This window comes from Mycobacterium noviomagense, from assembly GCF_010731635.1.
Classification (GTDB): Bacteria; Actinomycetota; Actinomycetes; order Mycobacteriales; family Mycobacteriaceae; genus Mycobacterium; species Mycobacterium noviomagense.
Genome location: NZ_AP022583.1, coordinates 4,457,462 through 4,478,630, shown reverse-complemented (window position 1 = coordinate 4,478,630; position 21,169 = coordinate 4,457,462). Strand labels below are relative to the sequence as shown.

At 65.8% G+C, this 21,169-nt stretch carries 21 protein-coding genes; 13 read left to right on the top strand and 8 right to left on the bottom strand.

Annotated elements, in window-relative coordinates; all coding sequences use genetic code 11:
• Positions 1 to 10: 10 nt before the first annotated feature.
• The gene (locus G6N15_RS21265) at positions 11 to 2,677 is read left to right on the top strand and encodes an NAD-dependent epimerase/dehydratase family protein (protein ID WP_083087373.1); all 2,667 of its coding nucleotides are present in this window, start codon (positions 11 to 13) and stop codon (positions 2,675 to 2,677) included.
• Positions 2,678 to 2,710: 33 nt separating this feature from the next.
• On the opposite strand, the gene G6N15_RS21260 is transcribed toward G6N15_RS21265, so the two are convergent.
• Positions 2,711 to 3,400, bottom strand: a complete 690-nt coding sequence (locus tag G6N15_RS21260) for an RAD23 family protein (RefSeq protein WP_083087372.1) — start codon at positions 3,398 to 3,400, stop codon at positions 2,711 to 2,713.
• Positions 3,401 to 3,476: 76 nt separating this feature from the next.
• Here G6N15_RS21260 and G6N15_RS21255 point away from each other — a divergent pair, with 76 nt between their 5' ends.
• The 4 genes from G6N15_RS21255 to G6N15_RS21240 all read left to right on the top strand — a co-directional run bounded on the left by G6N15_RS21255 (position 3,477) and on the right by G6N15_RS21240 (position 8,000).
• Positions 3,477 to 4,982: a carboxylesterase/lipase family protein gene (locus G6N15_RS21255; RefSeq protein WP_083087371.1), complete on the top strand. Its 1,506-nt coding sequence runs from the start codon at positions 3,477 to 3,479 to the stop codon at positions 4,980 to 4,982.
• A complete protein-coding gene (locus G6N15_RS21250; protein ID WP_083087370.1) occupies positions 4,972 to 6,993 on the top strand; it encodes a DUF7064 domain-containing protein in 2,022 nt (673 codons plus the stop codon). Before G6N15_RS21255 ends, G6N15_RS21250 begins: the two co-directional genes overlap by 11 nt.
• A 65-nt stretch (positions 6,994 to 7,058) precedes the next feature.
• A complete protein-coding gene (locus G6N15_RS21245; RefSeq protein ID WP_232070499.1) occupies positions 7,059 to 7,541 on the top strand; it encodes a gluconokinase in 483 nt (160 codons plus the stop codon).
• A gap of 57 nt (positions 7,542 to 7,598) precedes the next feature.
• The gene (locus tag G6N15_RS21240; RefSeq protein ID WP_083087368.1) at positions 7,599 to 8,000 is read left to right on the top strand and encodes a DUF2784 domain-containing protein; all 402 of its coding nucleotides are present in this window, start codon (positions 7,599 to 7,601) and stop codon (positions 7,998 to 8,000) included.
• Here the strand turns inward: G6N15_RS21240 and G6N15_RS21235 are convergent.
• Genes G6N15_RS21235 through G6N15_RS21225 form a run of 3 tightly spaced genes read right to left on the bottom strand, consistent with a single transcriptional unit; the run spans position 7,997 to position 10,148 of the window.
• Positions 7,997 to 8,971 (bottom strand): DoxX family membrane protein, encoded by a 975-nt coding sequence (locus G6N15_RS21235; protein WP_083087367.1) that lies wholly within the window; start codon positions 8,969 to 8,971, stop codon positions 7,997 to 7,999. The genes G6N15_RS21240 and G6N15_RS21235 overlap by 4 nt on opposite strands.
• 51 nt (positions 8,972 to 9,022) lie before the next feature.
• Entirely contained in the window at positions 9,023 to 9,538 is a 516-nt protein-coding gene (locus G6N15_RS21230; protein WP_083087366.1) for a DUF6328 family protein, read from the bottom strand.
• A gap of 37 nt (positions 9,539 to 9,575) precedes the next feature.
• Positions 9,576 to 10,148, bottom strand: coding sequence for a TetR/AcrR family transcriptional regulator (locus G6N15_RS21225; RefSeq protein WP_083087365.1), 573 nt, complete (start codon positions 10,146 to 10,148; stop codon positions 9,576 to 9,578).
• 142 nt (positions 10,149 to 10,290) lie between these two features.
• Here G6N15_RS21225 and G6N15_RS21220 point away from each other — a divergent pair, with 142 nt between their 5' ends.
• Positions 10,291 to 10,905, top strand: a complete 615-nt coding sequence (locus G6N15_RS21220; protein WP_139797812.1) for a class I SAM-dependent methyltransferase — start codon at positions 10,291 to 10,293, stop codon at positions 10,903 to 10,905.
• Here the strand turns inward: G6N15_RS21220 and G6N15_RS21215 are convergent.
• Genes G6N15_RS21215 through G6N15_RS21205 form a run of 3 tightly spaced genes read right to left on the bottom strand, consistent with a single transcriptional unit; the run spans position 10,883 to position 13,942 of the window.
• Positions 10,883 to 11,959: a prenyltransferase gene (locus G6N15_RS21215; RefSeq protein WP_083087364.1), complete on the bottom strand. Its 1,077-nt coding sequence runs from the start codon at positions 11,957 to 11,959 to the stop codon at positions 10,883 to 10,885. The genes G6N15_RS21220 and G6N15_RS21215 overlap by 23 nt on opposite strands.
• Positions 11,946 to 12,677 (bottom strand): class I SAM-dependent methyltransferase, encoded by a 732-nt coding sequence (locus G6N15_RS21210; protein WP_083087363.1) that lies wholly within the window; start codon positions 12,675 to 12,677, stop codon positions 11,946 to 11,948. Before G6N15_RS21210 ends, G6N15_RS21215 begins: the two co-directional genes overlap by 14 nt.
• Positions 12,671 to 13,942 (bottom strand): glycosyltransferase family 4 protein, encoded by a 1,272-nt coding sequence (locus G6N15_RS21205; protein ID WP_083087414.1) that lies wholly within the window; start codon positions 13,940 to 13,942, stop codon positions 12,671 to 12,673. The genes G6N15_RS21210 and G6N15_RS21205 overlap by 7 nt, the downstream gene beginning before the upstream one ends.
• Before the next feature lie 307 nt (positions 13,943 to 14,249).
• On the opposite strand from G6N15_RS21205, the gene G6N15_RS21200 reads away from it, so the two are divergent.
• Together G6N15_RS21200 and pncA are read left to right on the top strand one after the other, a co-directional pair.
• Positions 14,250 to 14,492: a DUF6400 family protein gene (locus tag G6N15_RS21200; RefSeq protein ID WP_083087362.1), complete on the top strand. Its 243-nt coding sequence runs from the start codon at positions 14,250 to 14,252 to the stop codon at positions 14,490 to 14,492.
• Between the two features lie 253 nt (positions 14,493 to 14,745).
• Positions 14,746 to 15,306: a pyrazinamidase PncA gene (pncA, locus tag G6N15_RS21195; protein WP_083087360.1), complete on the top strand. Its 561-nt coding sequence runs from the start codon at positions 14,746 to 14,748 to the stop codon at positions 15,304 to 15,306.
• Between the two features lie 9 nt (positions 15,307 to 15,315).
• Here the strand turns inward: pncA and G6N15_RS21190 are convergent, their stop codons facing one another.
• Entirely contained in the window at positions 15,316 to 15,663 is a 348-nt protein-coding gene (locus G6N15_RS21190; RefSeq protein ID WP_169922505.1) for a DoxX family protein, read from the bottom strand.
• A 76-nt stretch (positions 15,664 to 15,739) separates the two neighbouring features.
• Between G6N15_RS21190 and G6N15_RS21185 the strand changes: the two genes are divergently transcribed.
• The 5 genes from G6N15_RS21185 to G6N15_RS21165 all read left to right on the top strand — a co-directional run bounded on the left by G6N15_RS21185 (position 15,740) and on the right by G6N15_RS21165 (position 20,879).
• Positions 15,740 to 16,693, top strand: coding sequence for a sigma-70 family RNA polymerase sigma factor (locus tag G6N15_RS21185; RefSeq protein WP_139797805.1), 954 nt, complete (start codon positions 15,740 to 15,742; stop codon positions 16,691 to 16,693).
• Positions 16,683 to 17,999: an ABC transporter substrate-binding protein gene (locus tag G6N15_RS21180; RefSeq protein WP_083087358.1), complete on the top strand. Its 1,317-nt coding sequence runs from the start codon at positions 16,683 to 16,685 to the stop codon at positions 17,997 to 17,999. The genes G6N15_RS21185 and G6N15_RS21180 overlap by 11 nt, the downstream gene beginning before the upstream one ends.
• 86 nt (positions 18,000 to 18,085) lie before the next feature.
• Entirely contained in the window at positions 18,086 to 18,949 is an 864-nt protein-coding gene (locus tag G6N15_RS21175) for a carbohydrate ABC transporter permease (protein WP_139797811.1), read from the top strand.
• On the top strand, positions 18,936 to 19,778 hold the full coding sequence (locus G6N15_RS21170; protein ID WP_083087356.1) for a carbohydrate ABC transporter permease: 843 nt from the start codon (positions 18,936 to 18,938) through the stop codon (positions 19,776 to 19,778). The genes G6N15_RS21175 and G6N15_RS21170 overlap by 14 nt, the downstream gene beginning before the upstream one ends.
• Before the next feature lie 30 nt (positions 19,779 to 19,808).
• Entirely contained in the window at positions 19,809 to 20,879 is a 1,071-nt protein-coding gene (locus G6N15_RS21165) for an ABC transporter ATP-binding protein (protein WP_083087355.1), read from the top strand.
• Positions 20,880 to 21,169 lie beyond the last annotated feature (290 nt).

Sequence of the window (21,169 nt, the reverse complement as noted above, 5' to 3'; positions counted from 1 at the left end):
AGGTCACCCCATGAGAATCGCGGTCACCGGAGCCAGCGGCGTACTCGGCCGCGGACTCGTCGCCCGATTGCTGAGCCACGGCCACGACGTCGTGGGCCTGGCACGCCATCGCCCTGATAGTTGGCCCAGCGCAGCGGAATTCGTTCCCAGTGACATCCGCGACTCATCCGCCGTCCAGCGTGCCGTGGCAGGCGCGGACATCGTCGCACACTGCGCATGGGCGACCAACCGCCGCGCAGACGACCCCGGCAGCCAGGAAATCAACATCGGCGGCACCGCTAATGTGCTTGCAGCCATGGCCAAAACCGACAGCCGGCGCATCGTCTTCGCGTCATCGGCGCACGTGTACGGCTCAAACCTCACGTCACCCGCCAGCGAGCACGCCCGCCCTGACCCCACATGCACAGAAGGGCGCCAGAAGACCCGAGTCGAGGAGATGGTGGCCGAGTCCGGCGCCCAATGGGTGGCAATCCGCTCAGCGCCCGTCCTCGGCCGCGACGTCGACAACTGGGTGCAGCGGCTGCTGGCGGTCCCAGCATTTCCCGGCGTCGACGGATCCGCCGACGACCGCTTGCAAGTGGTGCACACCGACGACGCCCTTCGCGCGTTCGTTCGCGCGGTGCTCGACAGCGGCATCGAAAGCGGACCGATCAACCTCGCCGCAGCAGGAGAGGTGACCTTCCGGGAAGTTGCTGCTGCGCTCGGACGCCCAATCGTACCCGTCAACGTGGGCGTGCTAAGCCGATGCACGCCAACCTTTCTCGACAAGCTGAGCCTGATCCAGAACGCTCCGCTGATGAATACCTCGCTGCTGCACGACCAGTGGGAGTTCACGCCGGCATGGAACGCCGACGAATGCGTCGAGGACTTCGTGCTGGCGGTGCGCGGCCGCGTGACCCTCGGCACGCGGGTGGTGTCGCTGCCCTGGCAGCTCGCCCGCATCCAGGAAATCCCGTCGGTCGACGCCCCTGCCGCCGACGGCGCCCTGCCGGTACTAGCGGGCCCCGAAGGCGGCAACGGCGAATTCGACACGCCGATCGATCCGCGATTCCCCACCTTTGTCGCCACCAACCTCTCCGAGGCGCTTCCCGGACCGTTCACCCCGTCCTCGGCGTCGGTGACCGTGCGCGGCCTGCGCGCCGGCGGTGTCGGCATCGCCGAACGGCTTCGCCCCGGCGGATTGATCCAGCGTGAAATCGCAATGCGCACCGTCGCAGTGTTCGCCCACCGCCTCTACGGAGCCATCACCTCCGCACACTTCATGGCCGAAACCGTGCCGTTCGTCAAACCGGCAACCATCGTCGCCAACAGCGGGTTCTTCGGACCCAGCGCGGCCGCGTTGCCGATCTTCGGCGAACAGCGCCCACCGTCGACCAGCGGCTTGGCCCGACACCTGCGCACAATCCGCAATATTGGCGTATTCGGTGTCAACCTGGTGGGCCTCAGCGCCGGCACCGCCCGCGACACCGCCGACTACAACGCCGACATCGATCGCCTGGAACAGCTTGTGGGCCAGGATCTCAGCCGACTCGACGACCACCGTCTGCTCAGTTTGATTTTGCTGGCGCGCGACCATGCCGTGCACGGGTGGGTGCTGGCGTCGGGATCGTTCATGCTGTGCGCCGCGTTCAATTCGATCCTGCGCGGTCTGTGCGGCCCCAACACCATGCCGCCGGGAGGACCCGAGTTGGTCAGCGCGCGACCGTTGGCCGCGATTCAGCGGTTGGCCGCCGCGGCCCGTCGCAACCCGGAAGTGGGCCGCCTGCTAGCCGAGCCCGGCGACCACCTCGACGCGCTGGCCAAACGCGCTCCGGACTTTCACGCCGCGGTGCTCGCCGAACTCGCGCTCATCGGGCACCGCGGCCCAGCCGAAGTCGAGATGCGCTCGACCAGCTACGCCGACAACCCTGAGTTACTGCTGGGCATGGTGGCCAAATCGTTGGGCGCGTCGGCCGCCCCGCCGGCCCGGCCAACGAACATCCCGGTATGGGGTCGTCCTGTGGCGGCCGTGGCGGGCCGGCAACTGCGCGAGCGCGAAGCGCGTCGCGACAAAATGGTGCGCGCCATTTGGGTGCTGCGCGCCCTGCTGCGCGAATATGGGCGCCGGCTGGCCGATTCCGGTGTCATCGACACCGTCGACGACGTGTTCTACCTGCTGGTCGACGAACTCGATGCGCTTCCGCCAGACGTCGCCGGATTAGTGGCGCGGCGGCGAGCCGAACAACGCAGGCTGGCAGACGTCGTGCCGCCCGCGTTCTTCAGTGGCACCTGGCATGCCGGCACCGCATTGGCGACGGTTCTCGCGCCCGGGGAAAGCCTGCACGGTCTTGGGGTGTGCGGGGGACGTGTCCGCGGCCGCGTGCGCATCGTGCGGCCGGAGACCATCGACGAACTGCAACCCCGTGAGATTCTCGTCGCCGAGGTCACCGACGTCGGCTACACCACCGCGTTCTCCTATGCGGCTGCGGTGGTGACCGAACTCGGTGGGCCGATGTCGCATGCCGCCGTGGTGGCCCGCGAGTTCGGTTTCCCGTGCGTGGTCGATGCAGCAGGCGCTACCCGCCGGCTGCCTCCCGGAGCGCTGGTCGACGTCGACGGCAAAACGGGGGAGATCCGGGTGCTCGAACTCGCGGACGACACCGCCGAAATCGACGCCAGCGCAGGGAAGTTCGAGTAACGCACGCACTAATCCCGATCTTCCCGTGCTCGATTATCCTGAGCAGCTGAATTTCTGCCCGATGCCTTCCAACGGAGGCACCGGCTGCAAACACCCGAACGGCTGGATCCCAGCGGCGGCCAACCGTACCGCTGACCGGTGCGCGTAGTTCACGCAGAACACGTCAATTTCGTCGCTGCGACAACGGAAATCGCCGAACTCCAGTGACTGCCCCGACGCGAGCTCGGCTCCGTCACCGGCGGTAAACGGCCCGGGATCAGCCCGGCCAGACCCGACTTGCAGGCTGGTGCCGTCGAAATCGACCCAGCCGCCGCGCCATCCGCCGTACACGGCCGCCGGACGCGGCGGGGGATTGGTCAGGTGGACCAAGCAGGACAACGTGCCGCCGGTGTGCTTGGCGTCCGTCATGCAGCGCACGTTGGCGCCGGAGGCGGTGAACGCGATGTCTCGACCGAGGTCGGTGGTGACGCCGTCGCGCGTCGCGCTGTGGTAGTGAGCCGCGTCGGCAGGACGAGCGGCCTCGATCCAGGCGATCGCAGCAGAGATCGGCGCCCCGGCTTGCGGTGCAGCAGACGGCGCCGGCGACTTGGTGGTCGACGGCGCAGGGGCGGTGACACTCCCGGGCGTGCTCGGCGCCGAAGTCGTTGTTTGACCCGCACGATTGCCGACCGTTGAACACCCGACGACCAGCAACAACGCTGCAAGCAGCACGGCGATGCGCATTTCGACAGGTTAGCCGCCTAAGCGTTGTTGCCCGACTAGCCACGCGTGGGCAGATCTATTTCGCTACCGTCGGATCATGCACGAACACACCGTCCGCGCAGCCACAGCCGCCGGCATCGTCGAAGGCTTCACCCGCGACGGCGTCAATCGATGGCGCTCCATTCCCTATGCTCGCCCGCCGGTCGGGCCGCTGCGTTTCCGGGCCCCGCAGCCCGTCGAGCCATGGTCGGGCGTGCGCCACTGCCATGGATTCACCAACTGCGCACCGCAGCAACGCCGTTACACGATCATGGGGTTAGGCAAGTACCAGCCGATGGGCGAGGACTGCCTGACTCTGAACGTGGTGACGCCACAAGCACCCGGCGACACGCCGCTGCCTGTCATGGTTTTCATTCACGGCGGCGGCTACATCCTGGGCAGCTCGGCCACGCCGCTGTACGACGGTGTCGGGCTGGCCCGGCGAGGTTGTGTGTACGTGTCGGTCAACTATCGGCTCGGTGCGCTCGGGTGTCTGGACCTGTCGTCGCTGTCCACACCGGAGATCACCATCGACAGCAACCTCTTTCTGCGCGATCTGGTGCTGGCGTTGCGCTGGGTCCGCGACAACATCGCGGCATTCGGCGGCGACCCCGGCAACGTGACGATCTTCGGGGAAAGCGCCGGTGCACATGCCGTCGCCACACTGTTGGCGGTACCGGAAGCCAAAGGCCTTTTCCAGCATGCCATTTCAGAAAGCCCGGCCAGTGGGATGGTGCGCTCGCGTGAGGTGGCGGCCCAGTTTGCCACCCGGTTCGCGGCACTGCTGGGTGCGCGCAGTCAAGACGCCGCGCACGCGCTGATGCAGGCGTCGCCGGCCGAGCTGGTGGTGGCTCAGAACCGCTTGATCGACCAGGGCATGGAACAGCGGCTGGGCGCGTTTCCCATCGGTCCGGTGTTCGGCGACGACTGTCTGCCGCTGGAGCCGATCGAGGCCATGCGCCGCGGCAAGGCGCACCGAGTGCCGCTGATCGTGGGCACCAATGCCGACGAGGGCCGGCTTTTCACCCGCTTCCTGCCGCTGCTGCCGACCACCGAACCGATGGTCGAGGCGCTGCTGGCCGACACCGATCCGGCTGCGCGGGAACGCATTACGTCCGCGTATCCGGGCTATCCCGCTCGCTCCGCGTGTGTGCGCCTTGGCGGCGACTTCGCCTTTAGCTCGGCCGCCTGGCAGATCGCCGAGGCGCACGGCAAGCATGCGCCTGCCTATCTGTACCGATACGACTTCGCGCCCCGACCACTGCACTGGTCGGGGCTGGGAGCCACCCATGCCACCGAGCTGCTCGCGGTCTTCGGTGTCTACCGCGGCAAATTGGGCGCGGTGCTGACTGCCGGTGTCGACCGGTGGGCCGCACTCCGTGTCACCAGCGAGGTACAGCGCCGCTGGCTTGCCTTCAGCCGCACCGGGATACCGGGCGATGGCTGGCCCGCCTACACCGAGCCGGACCGGGCGGTGATGGTGTTCGACCGCAAGTCACGCGTCGAATTCGACCCGCATCCCGAGCGCCGCATGGCGTGGGAGGGCTTCTCGCTTGCCCAGTGAAAACCCGGCCGCCCGAACCGCCCAGCCGGTCGAAAGACCAAGCGACCTCACCGCCGACTGGCTGACGGGCGTGCTGCAAGCACCCGTCACCGATTTCACCGTCGAGCGCATCGGCACGGGTCAGATGAGCGAGTGCTACCGCATTGCGCTGACCTATGCCGGCGACGCCGCGCACGGGCCGAAGGCGGTAGTGCTGAAGGTCGCCGCGACCGATCCGGTGAGCCGCCAGACCGGCCTGAGCCTGGGACTCTACGAGCGGGAAGCGCGCTTCTACCGCGACATTGCGCCGCGCCTGCGCGGGCCGGTCGCGCCGTGCTATCACGCTGCCTTCGACGCCTCGACCAAAACTTTCGATGTTTTGCTCGGCGATGCCAGCCCCGCGGTCGTCGGCGACGAAATCCGCGGCGCCACAGTGGAGCAAGCCCGGCTCGCCGTCACCGAACTTGCCCACCTGCAGGGCCAACTGCTCGGCGACACCGGCCTTGCCGACATGTCGTGGCTCAACCGCGAGGCGCCCATCAACCAGGCGCTGATCAGCCAGCTCTATGCCGGCTTCCTCGACCGCTACGGTGAGCAGATAGCGGCGCAGCACCGCCTGGTGTGCGACCGCCTCGTCGACGGATTCGACGCGTACCTTGCCGACGAATCAGGTGACGAGCGCATCCACGGCCTGGTCCACGGCGACTACCGACTGGACAACTTGCTGTTCGGTGAGGCCGGTTCCGATCGGGCCTTGACGGTGGTGGATTGGCAGACGGTCACCTGGGGGCCGGCACTGACCGACCTGGCGTACTTCCTCGGCTGTGCGCTGCCGGTCGCGGATCGTCGCGAGCACTATGACGCGCTGCTGCGCGCCTACCACAAGGCGCTCGGCGGCAACGCCCCGCTCACATTGGCTGAGGTATACGAGGGTGTGCGCCGACAAAGCTTTTTCGGCGTGATGATGGCAATCGTGTCGTCGATGCTGGTGGAACGCACCGAGCGGGGCGACACGCTGTTCCTGACCATGCTGCAACGGCATTGCGAGCACGTGCTGGACACTGACGCGCTCGCGATCCTGAGCTCGGCGCCGCTGGCGCCGCTGCTGCCGGCGCACGACGACGAGTCGGCGCACACCGCGACCGACGAACCGCTGTGGAGTGAAAGCTGGTACGCCGATTTCGCCGACGCTGCCGAGGGTTTCGGCGGTTGGTTGCGGATCGGGCTGATACCCAACCAGCGCAACGCGTGGGCGCACGCACTGTTGTGCGGCCCCGGCATCCCCACCGTCGCCGTCTCCGACTTCCACGTTGCACTACCGGACGATCCGTGGAATCTGCGAACCGGCACAATCGAATTCAGCCACGCTGCTGTCGAGCCGCTGCAGACCTACCGCGTCGTCGTGCAAGCTCAGGGTCAGTCCTACACCGACCCGGCCGCTCTGCTGCGCGGAGAACCCGGCCGCCCGGTCGACGTGGCGATGGAGTTGACGTGGGCAACGGACGGCACGCCGTACCGGTACCGGCTGGCCACGCGCTACGAAATTCCCTGCATGGTGTCCGGTCGCGTCACCGTAGACGAAACCACCTACACCCTTGACGCGGTGCCCGGCCAGCGTGACCACTCATGGGGTGTCCGCGACTGGTGGAGCATGGATTGGCAATGGAGCGCAGTGCATTTGGACGACGGCACCCATTTGCACGGCGTAGACATCCGGATTCCGGGCGCTCCCAAACTCAGTGTCGGCTACCTTCAGCCAAAAGACGGTGCCCTTACCGAGCTGCAGACGGTCGACAGTCGAGAGACGTTCGACGCCAACGGGTTACCGGCTGCCGCCACCGTGACTGTCTGTCCCGGTGATATCGTGGTGTCCGCCGATGTGCGCGGCCATGCCCCCTTACGACTGGTGGCGGCCGATGGCCGAGTGAGCCAGTTTCCACGCGTCTGGGCCACCGTCACCACAGCCGATGGCCGCAGCGGGGTTGGCTGGCTCGAATGGAACCGCAACGCATGGCACACGAGCCCGACCTGACCTCACCGAAGCGTCGAGACCAGAAAACGCCGGGAAAGGCAGGCGCATCGAGGCCGATCGTCGTGATGGGCGTAACCGGCTCAGGCAAGTCCACAGTGGGCGCCGCACTGGCTCGACGGCTCGGGGTGCCGTTCGCTGATGCCGATGCTTTTCACCCGCACGCCAACATCGCCAAAATGGCGGCCGGTGAACCGCTGAACGACGACGACCGCTTCCCCTGGCTGGAAGCAGTCGGGGAGTGGCTGGCCGCTCACCGCGACGGCGGCGTGATGAGCTGTTCGGCGCTCAAGCGCAAGTACCGCGACCAACTGCGCCGGCACTGTGCCGACATCGAATTCTTGCACCTGAGCGGATCTTTTGAGCTAATCGGTCATCGCCAGGCCGGTCGCACAGGGCATTTCATGCCCGCCACACTGTTGCAGTCTCAGTTCGACACGCTCGAACCGCTCGAGCCCGACGAGCGTGGTGTGGTCGTCGACGTCGATCAGGATGTCGACGCCATCGTCGAGACGTTTCTGGCGGGGGTTGCGCAGCGGCGCAGCGGATGACGCCGATCTCGGGCGATGGCTAGCATCGAGGTATCCCGCGTGGGAGGCAGCGCAACGATGTACCAGCTCCTGGTAGTGCTGACGGTGATCATGCACTGTGCGTTCATCTGCTACGTGGTCGTCGGTGGGTTCCTTGCGCTGCGCTGGCGTCGCACGCTGTGGCTGCATATCGCGGCGGTGTTATGGGGAACCGCCAGCGTGGTGGGCCACGTCGGCTGTCCGCTGACCGGGCTGGAACGCTGGGCCCGGCATAGCGCCGGAATGCCGCCGTTGCCATCGAAAGGGTTCATCGCCCGCTACATGACCGGTGTGTTGTACCCGGCGAGTTGGGCCGGCGCGGTACAGCTTGCGGCGTTCGCCCTTGTCGTAGTGTCGTGGGCGTTGTACGCGTGGTCTGGTCGGCAGGTACCGATGCAGCGTGCACCGATCGAGGATGGCCCGGCTAGCGCGTCTGGTTAGCGCTTACGAGCGGCCTTGGCTCGTTTGCGTGCGGTGCTGGCCAGTTCCTCGCCTCTTTCCCGGGCGGTTTCGGCGAATTCGCCGCCGCGCTCGCGGGCAGTTTCGGCCAGTTCAGGTGCGCGCTGGCGAACGGTTTCGGCGAGTTCGGGTGCGCGCTGGCGAACGGTTTCGGCGAGTTCGGCTCCCCGCTCACGGGCGGTTTCGGCGAGTTCGCTGCCGCGCTCGCGAGCGACTTCGGCAAACTCGCTACCGCGGTGGCGAGCGGTTTTCGCCAGCCTGCGCCCACGGTGGCGAGCGGTCTCGGCGAGTTCGCGAATCCGCTCGCTTTCGGCCAGTTCCTCGCCGCGTTTGCGTGCGGCCTCCAGCAGCGGTGCCCCCTTCTCTGCCGCCGTGCTGGCCAGCTCGCGACCGCGCTCGGCGCTCACCTGAAGACCGTGGCCGATTTTTTCGCCCAGAACATCGGTGTCCAGCAACGGTCCGTTGGAGCTCGCGATCGGCAATGCCCCGCTCACCGCCTCAGAAATCCGGCCCGCCGCCTGCCGGCCCCGCCATCCCAAGGACGGCTTTCCGGCCGTATCGGCTGATGCGATGATCAGGCCACCGAGCAGGCTCAGGTCGGTCAGGAAGTCGCGCCGCTTCTCGGCTTTGCGCTGCGGATCTGGCTCGCTCCAAAACATATGTGCCCCAAGGCTGCCCGGAATGACCGTGCAGGCCAGGACAGCCGAGGCAACGCGGGGCAGCTTGCCGGTCGCCAGCAGCACGCCGCCGCCGACCTGGACGGCCGCATTCACCCGGGCGAACGTCTCGTCGTCGGACGGCACTCTGGTGCCCACTGGATCCGGTAGCTTGCGCAAACCCGCCGCTGCGGGTCGCGCGGCATCCGCGGCTGCGCTCGGGTTTCGCAACGTCTCTACACCTTGGCCGATGAAGACCGCTGACAACAGCGGTCGAGCAATTCTGCGGATCAACATGGCCGCTGTGTTCCCTCGCCGGGCCGCATGCAAACCGCCGGGTGTATCGCCTCAGTAGACCTGCACGTTGTCGCTGCCGGTGCGCATCCACAGCGGAAGCACCACCCACAAACTGCCCAGTGCGATCAGCGCGCAAGCCCCGGCAACGATGGCAGCGACATGGCCTGCGACCGCATCGAAGATCACCACCGTCACGCCGGTCAGCGCGCAACCCAACAGCAGCAAACCGGTGTAGGCGAATCGGTGTGCGGTCGACACCAGTGATTTCAACCGATGCCGGCGAAACAGCAATCGGTGCATCGCGACCGGGGCGACCAGCAGCACGGTCGCGGCTACCGAGCAGACCACCGTCGCGAGATACACCGCTCGCACGGCCCAGCTCAGCGCGTGGAACGGCTGCTGGAACGGCAATGTCAGAAGAAAGCCGGTGAGCAACTGGACGCCGGTCTGCACGACCCGCAGCTCCTGCAGGAGGCTGTTCCAATTGCGGTCTAGTCGTTCGGTTTCGGTCTCCTTGCGCGCGGCGTAATCCCAGCCTTGGTCACGCTCGGGATGGTCGACGTCCACCCGTGCATCATGCCAGCTAGCACGCTGTTAGACGGCTTCACTCCAATACCAGTCGGGCTGATTTCTCCAACCGGTCGGCGATCTGTGTGTAGGAGGCGTATCCCATGCCGGCGCGCACCAGTGCGCCCGCGTACATCAATTCCAGCGTTTCGACGACGTCGGCATGACACTCGGGTCCCAGCGCGGTCACCAGGCGCTGGTGAATTTCGCGACCGATGCGCAGCCGCAGCTGCTTGACCTCGGGATCGCTGCCCAGCAACGCATTGGTCACCGCGCCCGCCAGCTCGGGTTCGTCGGCGACCAGCAGCGCGATGTGTCGCAATACGGCAATCACCCGTGCAACGGGTTCCGGGGACTCGCTGCGCGGAGCAGACGTCGCGGCCAACCGCCGCCAGAAAACCTCGGCAACCAGGTGCTCCTTGGACGAGAAATAGGTGTAAGCGGTGGCCGAGCCCACTCCGGCCACGGCAGCCACCCGACGAATTGTCAAGCCGGAGAAGCCTTCCCGGCTTAGCACCTCGATCGCTGCCCGGCCCAGCCGCTCAACGGTGTCGGCTTGCTTGGCGGTCAGTCGGCGCCTGGTCGACTCCCGAGCTACCGGGTCGGACACGTGTCTGGACACTACTACACCGTAATATGGGCAGCAATACAGACCGTGCCGCCGATAGTAGGTTCGACGAGTGAGTTCTTTGTCCAAGCCCGACGAACAGACCGCGCGGTTGTTCGACCTGGCTGACCGGGTCGCCGGCTTCATGCCGACTGACGAAGGCCGGGCGCTGCACGACGCCGCCCTGCGCTACTTCGACCATGGCATCGGCGTCGAGATCGGCACCTACTGCGGCAAGTCGACGCTGTTACTGGGCGCGGCGGCGGCTGCCGCGGACAGCGTGCTCTACACAATCGACCACCACCACGGATCTGAAGAGCACCAGCCGGGCTGGGAATATCACGACGCCTCTTTGGTCGACGACGTCACTGGCCGCTTCGATACGTTGCTCACCTTTCGGCGCACACTCGACCAGGCCGGCTTGGACGACACCGTCGTGGCGGTGGTGGGCAAGTCGGCGGTGGCGGCCCGCGGGTGGCGAACTCCGCTGCAGCTGCTGTTCATCGACGGCGGGCACAGCGAGGCCGCTGCGCATCAGGACTTCGACGGCTGGGCGCCGTGGGTGATGGTCGGCGGCGCGCTGCTCATCCACGACGTGTTCCCCGACCCGCGCGACGGCGGGCAGGCGCCCTACCAGATCTATTGCCGCGCAGTGCAAAGCGGCGAGTTCAAGGAAGTGTCGGCAACCGGGTCACTGCGGGTGCTCGAACGCACAGCAGGAGCAGCCGGTACCGCAGTCACCAATCCGTCGAGCTGCTGACGCACTCGCAGTCGAAATCGCCCTCGAGCCCGCGCGGCAGATCGGTGCCGCGGAAGATGCCGCTTCCCGGTGTGGTCGACGACAACGCGTCGGCAGCCAAGATCACCGCCGCCCCGGTCCACGTGGTTCGTTCGACCGGCCAGCGCTTGCCGTCGCTGAACACCAACCCGGTCCAGTAGGAGCCGTCGCTTTCGCGCAAGTGCTGCATGGCCGCGAACTGCTGCAGCGCAGCGCGGCGGCTGCCGACCGCGTCGAGCGTCAACACCAACTCGCACGTCTCTGCACCCGTAACCCACGGCCGGTCGTCGACACAACGGATACCGAGTCCGTCGACCACGAAGTCGGCCCACCGCTCGGCGATTCGGGCGTCTGCGGCGGGGCCGCGTAATGCACCACCGAGAATCGGGTAATACCAATCCATGGAATGGTGCGGCTTTTCGGTGAACGCCGAGGGATGCGCGGTGATGGCATGGCCCAGCCGGCCCAGTGCGACTTCCCATTCGGGTTGCGGTAGGTCGAGGTAATTCGCCAAAGCCAGTGCACAGCGGATGCTGTGGAACACGCTGGCGCAGCCGGTCAGCAGCGCCTCGGTGACCGGACCGGAAGGGCCACGTGCCCAGCAGATTTCGCCGCTCTCGAGCTGTAACTCGAGCACAAAGTCGATCGCCGCGCTCACCGTCGGCCACATCGCGGCGGCGAAGCCGCGATCACCGGTGATCAACACGTGATGCCAGACACCCACCGCGATATAGGCGCAGAAGTTGCTGTCGCTGTTGGCGTCTTCGACGACACCGGCGCGCAATTGAATCGGCCACGAGCCGTCAGACCGCTGTTGGTGACGGCACCAGTCGAATGCTCGGCGTGCGGGCCCGATGAGACCCGCGGCGCTGAGCGCCATCGCGCATTCGACATGATCCCAGGGATCGGTGTGGCCGTTTTCCGACCACGGGATCGCGCCGGATGGCTCCTGCACAGCGGCAATGGATTCCGCGGTCTGCCGACACTGTTCTGGAGTAAGGACGCCTGGCACGCCCGGCACGTCATACCAGTTCAACGGCGTGCACCGGTTTTTCGAAGTACAGCGCAATGCTCTTGCCCACCAGCGGGTTGAGCACTGATTCGGCTATCCTGGTGATACGGGGCTGCCGCGTGATGTCCCACACCAGCATCTTGTGATACGCGGACACCGCAGGGTGATCCGGTCGAGCCACCCCCACAAGGCATTTGATCCACCAGAACGGCGTATGCAGGCCGTGCGCATAGTGCGCATCCACGAATTCCATTCCGCTGCGGGTGATCTTGGCGCGCAGCTTGCTAGCCCGATAGATCCGTACGTGGCCGCCCTCGTTGTTGTGGTATTCGTCGGACAAGAACCAGCACACTCGTTCCGGCAACCACCGCGGCACGGTCACCGCCAAAGTGCCGCCCACCTTGAGCACGCGTATCAATTCGTTGATCGCGTTGTCGTCGGCCGGCACGTGTTCGAGGATCTCCGATGCGATGACGCAGTCGAAAGTCCCGTCAGGGTAGGGCAATGCCAAGGCGTCACCGACGACGGTCTCCGCCTTGGCGGACGCCGGGGCCTCGCCATTCTCGGTCATGGCGCGCAAAACCGTGTTGACATTGTCGAGTTCGGCGCCGTCCTGGTCGAAGGCGATCACGTCGGCGCCCAGTCGATACGCCTCGAAGCTATGCCTGCCTGCGCCGCAACCGACGTCGATGACCTTTGTTCCGGGACCGATGCCGAGCCGGTTGAAGTCCACCGTCAGCACGGTTCGCCCACCGCGTCGACAGCACTGTGGCGCTGGGAGTTTCTGGCGATCGCGCGCTCATAGACGTGAACGGTCTGCGCTGCCACTGACTCCCAGCTGTACACCTCGAGCGCCCGCTGGCGACCGGCCGCGCCCAGTCGCTTCCGCTCCTCGGGCGAGGCCAGCAGAGCGCCCAGCACCCGTATCAGGTCGCCGGTGTCGCCCGGCCGTACGAGCCGGGCGCAATGCCCGTCGGCGCCGAGCACCTCCGGCAACGCCCCGGCGCGGCTGGCCACGATCGGTGTGCCACTCGCCATCGCTTCCACGGCGGGAAGCGAGAAGCCTTCGTAAAGCGAAGGAATGCAAGCTATTTCGGCCGATGCCAGCAACCGGGCCAGCTCAGCGTCGGAGAGCCCGCTGGACGTGTGCACGATATCGGAGATGCCCAGCTCGGCGATCAGCTTCTCGGTGGGCCCGTTGGGCTCCAACTTGGCGACGAGTTGAACCTCCAGGTCGTGTTCGGCCCGCAGCTTGGCCACTGCGTGTAACAGATGCCCGACCCCCTTGAGCGGGGTGTCGGCGCTGGCGACCGCGATGATGCGGCCGGGAACGCGACGCTGGGCAGCGGGGGCGAATACGTCGGTGTCTACGCCCAGCGGCACGACGCAGAGCTGGTCGGGATGTACGCCGAAGTCCGTGGTGATGTCGGCGGCCGACGACGACGACACGGTGAGCAGATCCGGGATGCTGCGCGCCACCTGCTGCTGCATTTTCAAGAAGCCATACCAGCGGTGCACCAACGGTTTACGCCACCACCGGGCGGCGGCAAGGTCCAGCAGCCGGTCACGGGTGATCGGATGGTGCACGGTCGCCACCACCGGCAAGCCCATGGCCGAAATGTCGAGCAGCCCAAAGCCCAAGCTCTGGTTGTCGTGGACGACGTCGAAGTCGTGTCGCCGCTCGGCGAGCAGTCGCGCGGCGCGCAGGCTGAAGGTGCGCGGCTCCGGAAAACCAGCCGTCCAAACGGTCGCCAACTCCAGCAGATCGATTCGGTCGCGGATCTCGCGGGGATGCGGAATGCGGAACGGATCGGGTTCGCGGTACATGTCCAGGCTGGGCACCTGCCGAAGCACCACCCGCGGATCGAGCACCTCAGGGTAGGGCTGACCGGAGAACACCTCGACGTGGTGGCCGAGTTCGACGAGGCCGCGGCTGAGATAGCGGACGTATACGCCCTGTCCGCCACAGTGTGTCTTGCTGCGGTAGGACAGCAAAGCGATCCGCATGCTCATGCCCGTTCTGTTGTGGCGGTTGCCCGCTTCCGTCAACTGATCGAGACGTCAGCGAGCTGTCTGGACACGTGTCTGGACTATAGTTTGACGGCCTACGCGATGCAACGCACCTCGCAAGGCGTCAAACCGTCCTGATGCTACTGACCGGCGCTTCCGGCGCTGACCGCTGGGGCGTGCGGTCCCGCGGTGCCGCCCCGATGTGACGCAAATCAACGCCGACGTGTGAGCTGCATCATTGCATAGCCCATCTATTTTAGGAGAGCCTTACCTCTCGCTGTACCGACAAGCTGGGAGCAGGCTCATGCCGACTGACCCAACTGATTTCGAGTTCGCCTACGACCTCACATTGGACGAGGTCAGGCGGCGCACCGCGGTGCTCGACGCGATCGGCGACGACTGGGATCCGGTCCGCGCGCTGGTCGATGAGGAAAAGGCCTACGCGATGCTCTACTGCAACCTCGACGCCGAGCAGCAGCGCCACTATGACGAGCTGGTCCGGGCCGGGGTGCTGCCGGAGCGGGCGGTCGACCGTGCTGCCGATTGACCCGCAGGCCGACAGAAGTCGACGGGCCTGGTTGGCGTGCCCGAACTGCGACCACGGCGCCGGCTGCGCCGAGTGCCGAAGCAGTCGCAACTGCCCCAGCCACTGGCAGTACCTGATCGGCAACCACGCCGCGGTGCTTCACCTGCAATGCCCGACCTGTGCGCATTTCTGGTCGCTCGATACTCGGCCTGGCCGTCGCCGGCGCCCCGCTGCCTGAGCTGACCTCGCGTTAAGCGGGGATACGGTAGAGGTTGTGCGGGCGTTGATCATCGTCGACGTACAAAACGACTTCTGCGAGGGCGGCTCGCTCCCGGTGCCCGGCGGCGCGGCCGTCGCCCGCGCCATCACCGACTACCTGACCACCGAGCCGGGCTACGACCATGTGGTCGCCACCAAGGACTTCCACATCGATCCCGGTGACCACTTCTCCGACCATCCCGACTACTTCTCGTCGTGGCCCCCGCACTGCGTGGCCGGCAGCCGCGGCGCCGACTTCCATCCCGATCTCGATACCAGCCGCGTCGAGGCGGTTTTCCGCAAAGGCGCCTACTCCGCCGGCTACAGCGGCTTCGAAGGCGCCGACGAGTCCGATACGTCGCTGCTCGACTGGTTACGCCGACACCACGTCGACCAGGTCGACATCGTGGGCCTCGCCACTGACCACTGCGTGCGCTCGACCGCCGAAGACGCCGCCCGCGCCGGTTTGTCGACCCGGGTGCTGGAAGACCTTACGGCGGGCGTAGCGCCGGAGTCGACCTCAGCGGCCATCGACGAGATGCGCGACGCTGGCGTGGCGGTAGCCCACAGCGGCTGATGACCCTGCTCAATGGGCGGTCGCCAAAACCAGCGACGCGGCCGACAAGAGCAGATAGCCACCGGGGAAGGCGATGTTGGACAGCACGCGCACCCGGACGTGCGCGACGACGGCGCCGATGAAGAACAGCATCAGCCCGACGGCGGCCGCGACACCGATGAGGCGTAGACCCAGCAGCCCGGCCACCAGACCGAGCGCTCCGGCGAGCTTGAGCGTTCCCAACATGGGCAACCACGACTGCGGCACCCCGACCCTGGCCGAGTTGGCGAGCACGAACTTGGCCGGGATGTAGTCGGCCACGGCGACCACCGCGGTGACGATCGCGGTGAGCACCGTGACGGCGATGTATAGGCTCATGGTGGTCTCCTCTACAACGGCGCGTTTGGTGGATGTGCTCACCTCCATGACGGCTGCCGCGTAGAAAAGGTGACCCATGAGCGCCATTGACGATGTCGCGTACCGCTTCGACGCTGATCGACGACACCTGCGGTCGGTTGCGTTCCACCTGCTCGGCTCGACCGCCGACGCCGACGACGCGGTGCAATCGGCATGGCTGAAGGTCAGCAACGCCGATTACCACGCTGTCGACAACCTCACCGGCTGGTTCACCACCATCACCGCGCGCGAGGCCCTCGACCAACTGCGGGCCCGCAAACGACGAGCCGAGCTACCGCTGGCCGACAGCGGCGAATGGGAGCGCATCGCATCCACCGCGGCGCCGGCTGACGAAGACGTGCTCTTGACCGACGCCGTGAGCCGGGCACTCCTAGTGGTCCTGGACAGGCTGTCCCCGGCACAACGCGCCGCCTTCGTGCTGCACGACGTCTTCGGCGTGTCATTCGAGGCGATCGCAGAGATGTTGGACCGGTCGCCGACAGCGGCCAAGAAGCTGGCGAGCCGAGCCCGTCAGCGCCTGCACGCCAGACCATCCGCCAAACCCCGGCGGACAAGCGAGCACATCGAGATCGTCGAAGCGTTTTTGGCGGCCTCCCGCGGCGGCGACATCCCCACACTGCTGCAACTGTTGGCTCCGGACGTCGTTCGCCGGGTCGACCGCATCCTGGTGGCCGACGACGTTCCCACCGAAGTCCGCGGCGCCCAGCAAGTAGCCGAGGAAACCCGGCGGTTCACCCAGCGCGCCAAAGCCGGTGTGGTGCTGCTCGTCGACGGGGTTCCCGGCATTGCGATCGCACCGCGGGCACAACTGCAGGCCTTGTTGCGCATCGATATCGGCGACGATCGCCGCATCCACGCCATCGACATCGTGGGCGATCCCGAACGCCTTCGCAGCGCCGCACTGGCAGTTCCCGCTGGCGCACTCAGCAATACCACAGTTACGTCGGCTACCAACGACACCGTGCCAACATCGGTGCGCCATGGCCGCTGACAGGTTCGGGCGGCGGACGCTGTTGCGGGGGGCCGCCGCACTGGGCGCGGCGTCACTGGCCCCGTGGCCGCAAGGGTGTAGCGCCGACGACGGAGCACTGACATTCTTCTTCGCGGCCAATCCGGAAGAAGCCGACGCCCGGCTACGGGTCGTCGACGCGTTTGCGCGCCGGCATCCCGGTATCAAGTTCCGAATGCTGCTATCCGGCCCCGGCGCGGTGCAGCAGATGTCGACGTTTTGCGCCGGCGGCAAGTGCCCGGATGTGCTGATGGCCTGGGAAATGAGCTACGCGGTTCTCGCGGCCCGCGGCGTACTGCTGGACCTCAATACCCTGCTGGCGCAGGACAAAGCGTTTGCCGCGCAGCTGAGGACCGACAGCATCGCGTCGTTGTATGACACCTTCACCTTCGACGGCGGCCAGTATGCCTTCCCCGAGCAGTGGTCCGGGAACTACTTGTTCTACAACAGGCAGCTTTTCGCCGACGCGAACGTCAAGACGCCACCGCGCAGCTGGGAGCAGCCGTGGAGCTTCGCCGAATTCTTGGACACCGCAAGAGCTCTCACCAGGCAACACGGTTCGGGACGGGTCAGCCAGTGGGGATTCGTCGACACGTGGGCACCGGCGTACTCGGCTGGGCTCTTCGCCATGAACAACGGCGTACCGTGGTGCACCCCGCGGACGAACCCCACCCGCCTCAACCTCGACAACGAAGCGTTCATCGAAGGCGTCCAGTTCTACGCCGACCTCGCGACCAGACACAAGGTGGCGCCGACTACGACCGAGCAACAGTCAATGTCCACAATGGACCTCTTCTCGGTTGGCAAGGCGGCGATGGCGCTGGGCGGACATTGGCGCTACCAGACGTTCGACCGGGCCGAAGGGCTGGACTTCGATGTCACCGTCTTGCCAACCGGGCCCAAAGGCCACGGTGCCCACTCGAATATCGGTACCACCGGCCTGGCCATCGCGGCAAGCAGTCCTCGCAAGGACCAAGCATGGGAATTCGTGAAATTCGCGACAGGCCCGATCGGGCAGGCATTGATCGGCGAGTCGCGGCTTTTCGTGCCGGTACTGCGGTCGGCGATCAACTCCACCGGCTTCGCTCAGGCGCACAGCAGGATTCGCAATATCGCCGTGCTCACCGGCGGACCCGCGCACTCCCAAGGCCTGCCGATCAGCCCTGCGTGGGAGAAAGTCAACGCGCTCATCGACCGCAACTTCGGACCGGTCCTGCGCGGCGTGCGGCCGGCGACATCGTTGGCCGGGTTGAGCGGCGCTGTTGAGGAGGTGCTACGCCAGCCATGACAGCGACCGAGGAACCCGCCGCCCCGGCGCTGACTGTATCGACAGGCCGCCGCACCGCAGCTCGGCGACGAGCCCGGGCCGGACGGATGTTCGTTGCACCTAATTTGGCTGCAGTTGCGGTGTTCATGCTCTTCCCGCTTGGTTTCTCGCTGTACATGAGCTTTCAGAAATGGGATGTGTTCACCCCGCCGAGGTTCGTCGGGCTGTCCAACTTCCGCGATCTGTTCAGCTCCGACCCCCTGTTTCTCATCGCGCTGACCAACACGGTCGTCTTCACCGTCGGCACGGTGGCCCCGACAGTGCTCATCAGCCTGGTCGTCGCCGCAGTGCTGAACCGAAAAGCTAAGGGAATCGGGCTTTTCCGCACAGCCGCCTTTCTGCCGCTGGCGGTGTCTTCGGTGGTGATCGCCGTCGTGTGGCAGTTCGTCTTCAACACCGACAACGGACTGCTCAACATCATGCTCGGCTGGATCGGCGTAGGCCCCGTCCCGTGGCTGGTTGATCCCAAGTGGGCGATGGTCTCGCTGTGCTTGGTCAGTGTCTGGAAGAGCGTGCCTTTCGCCACGGTTGTGCTGCTGGCAGCCATGCAGGGTGTCCCGGACACGGTTTACGAGGCGGCCAGAATCGATGGTGCTGGCGAGGTACGACAGTTCATCTCGATCACGGTGCCGTTGATCCGCGGCGCGGTGTCGTTTGTCGTCGTGATCTCGATCATCCACGCGTTTCAGGCGTTCGACCTGGTTTACGTGCTCACCGGACGCAACGGCGGTCCGGAGACCGGAACCTATGTATTCGGCATCATGCTGTTCCAGCACGCGTTCGGGTTCTTGGAGTTCGGCTACGCATCGGCGCTGGCATGGGTGATCTTCGCGATTCTCCTAGTTTTGACCATGCTGCAGTTGCGATTTGCGCGGCGAAGCTCTTTGGAGGTGGACCGTGGTTTCGGCTGAGCGGTTGGTCAAACGCAGCCTGCTGCGCGGGGTGGCCCTCTATGTTGCGCTGATCGGGATCGCGTGGTGCGCGCTGTTCCCGATTCTGTGGGCGTTGTCCGGGTCGTTGAAGAACGAGGGTGAGGTCACCATGCCGAAGCTGTTGCCGTCGCACCCCCGGTGGTCCAACTACAGCGAGGTGTTCAGCCTGATGCCGCTCTGGCGCATGTTCTTCAACACGGTGCTGTACGCCGGATGTGTCACAGCGGGCCACGTGTTCTTCTGCTCGCTCGCCGGTTATGCCTTTGCTCGGCTGAGGTTTCGGGGCCGCGATGTCCTGTTCGTTTTGTATTTGGGCACGTTGATGGTGCCGCTGACGGTGACGGTGATCCCGCAGTTCATCCTCATGCGGATTTTTGGGTGGACCGATACGCCGTGGGCGATGATCGTGCCGGGATTGTTCGGTAGCGCGTTCGGCACCTACCTCATGCGGCAGTTCTTCCGCACCCTGCCGGTGGAACTCGAGGAAGCCGCGATTCTCGACGGATGCACGCCCTGGCAGATCTACTGGCGAATCCTGTTGCCGCACACCAAACCTGCGCTGATGGTGCTCGCGGTGCTCACCTGGGTTAATGTCTGGAACGACTTCCTATGGCCGCTGGTGATGATCCAGCGCAACAGCATCGCCACTCTCACCCTCGGTTTGGTGCGCATGCAGGGGGAGTACGTGGCTCGATGGCCGGTGCTGATGGCGGCATCGATGATGATTCTGTTGCCGCTGGTGATTGTCTACGCCGTCGCGCAACGGTCCTTCATCCGCGGTATCGCCGTGAGCGGGCTCGGTGGCTGACCCGGACAGTTTGGAAAGCGGTTATCTGTAATGGCTTCAGTGACTTTCGAACAAGCGACACGGCGCTATCCGGCGACCACGCGGCCCGCCGTCAACCGATTGGACCTCGCCGTCGATGACGGTGAATTCGTCGTCCTGGTCGGACCCTCTGGATGCGGCAAAACCACGTCACTGCGGATGGTTGCCGGCTTGGAACCGGTGGATTCCGGCAACATCAAAATCGGCGCGCGCGACGTGACCGACCTCGAACCCAAAGACCGCGATGTCGCGATGGTCTTCCAAAACTATGCGCTGTACCCGCACATGACCGTCGCACAAAACATGGGCTTCGCGTTAAAGGTGGCACGCATGCCCAAGACCGAGATCCGCGACCGAGTGCTGGATGCAGCGCGGCTCCTGGACTTAGAGCCCTATCTGAACCGCAAGCCGAAAGAGCTTTCCGGCGGGCAGCGCCAGCGCGTGGCTATGGGGCGTGCCATCGTGCGCCGCCCGCAGGTGTTCTTGATGGACGAGCCGCTGTCCAACCTCGACGCCAAGTTGCGGGTCCAGACGCGCAGTCAGATCGCCGGGTTGCAACGGCGGCTGGGCACCACCACCATCTACGTCACCCATGACCAGGTCGAGGCCATGACGATGGGGGACCGCGTCGCGGTCTTGCGCGACGGTGTGTTGCAGCAGTGCGCGGCGCCTCGCGAGCTCTACCGCAACCCAGCAAACGTGTTCGTCGCGGGATTCATCGGCTCACCGGCGATGAACCTGTTCGAAGTGCCGATCGTCGAGCATGCAGTCTCCTTGGGGGACTGGCGTATTCCGGTGCCGCGGCAGGTCAGCGAGGCCGCTGGTGAGATTGTCGTCGGCGTCCGCCCGGAGCACTTCGAGTTGGGCGGCGTCGGTGTCGAAATGGAGGTCGACGTTGTCGAGGAACTTGGCGCCGACGCGTACCTGTACGGCCGCATCACCGGAGCCGACACCACGGCGGGACAATCTGTGATCGCCCGCGCCGACGGGCACAACCCGCCTCAGCGGGGCAGCCGAGTGCGGCTGCATCCGCAACCGGGCCACCTGCACTTCTTCGATACAGACGGCTGCCGGATCACATAGAGCATGTGCGTTCAGGCCAGGCGGCAAAAGCGTCACATTGGTGAACAAGACCTAACAGGGATGGCCATCAGGTTAACAACTCTTCCGGCAGGTCCCGTCTGGTTCAGAGCGCGGATACTCTCTCGATACTTGCAAAGCGCATCGGCAAGTCGGGAGGTGTCCCATGACGCAACCACTGAAGTCGGCCACTTTGGCACCATCCCGACAGGTAATGGACAGACCACCGCACGATCGTGTGACCGTCCGAATGCGAGAACATCCGTCGCTGGCTAGATCCGCGCCGGCACGTC